The organism is Streptomyces prasinopilosus, from assembly GCF_001419695.1.
Lineage (GTDB): Bacteria > Actinomycetota > Actinomycetes > Streptomycetales > Streptomycetaceae > Streptomyces > Streptomyces prasinopilosus.
Genome location: NZ_LIRG01001022.1, coordinates 1 through 1,122, shown reverse-complemented (window position 1 = coordinate 1,122; position 1,122 = coordinate 1). Strand labels below are relative to the sequence as shown.

At 71.3% G+C, this 1,122-nt stretch carries 2 protein-coding genes; both read right to left on the bottom strand.

Annotated elements, in window-relative coordinates:
- Window positions 1–88 precede the first annotated feature (88 nt).
- Window positions 89–802: a glycoside hydrolase family 12 protein gene (locus tag AOK18_RS29765; protein WP_055696314.1), complete on the bottom strand. Its 714-nt coding sequence runs from the start codon at window positions 800–802 to the stop codon at window positions 89–91.
- A gap of 36 nt (window positions 803–838) precedes the next feature.
- Window positions 839–1,122, bottom strand: a 284-nt coding sequence (locus tag AOK18_RS29760; RefSeq protein WP_478078861.1) for a glycoside hydrolase family 95-like protein, incomplete at its 5' end; no start/stop codon positions are given.

The window sequence follows — 1,122 nt, the reverse complement described above, 5'->3', positions numbered from 1 at the left end:
CGCCCCTGGGGTCTGCCACCTCCCCCGGGGTCTGCCACCGCTCCCCGACGGGGCGGACGGCCGCCCGCCCGCCCCGCGGGGGCCGGGGTCAGCTGCTGCTGACCGTCAGGTTGTCGGTCCGGAAATCCAGTCCGCCGGGCGACGAGGTGATCTCGTAGCCGAACTGCACGTCGCCGATGGTCTCGTTGCCCATCCAGCCCTTGGTGTCCTTGATCCAGTCGAGGATCGGCAGGATGTCGACGGTCCCGGACGTGGAGTCGGACGTGCGCAGGAACGAGAAGACCTCGTTGGCGCCGTTGTCGCCCTTGTGGACGTTCCAGGTGTGGCCGCCCAGGCTCACCGTGCCCTGCGGGCTGCCGAGCGGGCCGACGGGACCGTACTGGTTGACCCAGAGCATGATCTCGTAGTCGTAGTCCGTGTCCCAGATGTCGTACGACGTGTTGTACGCGCCCGCGGACGGGACGGCGACCTTGTAGCTGCTGGTCAGCGAGCGGAGCGAGTCGACGGGCTTGTTGATCACCTTCTTGGCGTTCGGGTACGACTTGATGCCGCCGGTGCCGGGGTGGTCGGCCCAGGCGCCCCAGTTGGTGCCGGAGTTGGCCCAGACGCACTGCCCGCCGGCGCCGGAGCCCCAGATGTTGTTGTAGAGGGTGTAGCCGTTCAGCGTGGTGTTGCCCCACTGGTCGCAGGAGCTCCAGACCGCGGCCTGGGCGGGGGCGGAGGCCACGCCGACGGTGAGGCCGAGGGCGAGGGCGGGGACGGCCAGGACCTTGCCGATCCTGCTCGTGATGCGTGGTGCCATGGGGTTCCTTCCATGGGTGGGGGGAGATCGCCGGTGTCACCGCGCCCTCAGGGTGAGGACGCGGTCTTCGTGGGCGACGAGGTCGAGCGGCTCGGCGCCGTCGGAAGTCCTCAGTTCGATGCGGACGGTGCGGGTGGGACGCAGGACGGCGGTGGCGCCGTCCTCGGTCCAGGTGAGGTCGAGGAGGGCGCCGAAGCGGGTCCGTACGCCGTGCAGCGCCCCGCGCGGGTGGCCGGCGGGCGGGGCGGGCAGCAGGACCAGCCGGCCGGGGGTGGACTGCACGAGCGCCTCGATCAGCACGGCCGGGAGGGTGTGGGCGG

What these genes read in the sequence shown, in the direction of transcription:
- AOK18_RS29765 (WP_055696314.1), bottom strand. Translation starts at nt 802, where the DNA reads ATGGCACCACGCATCACGAGCAGGATCGGCAAGGTCCTGGCCGTCCCC.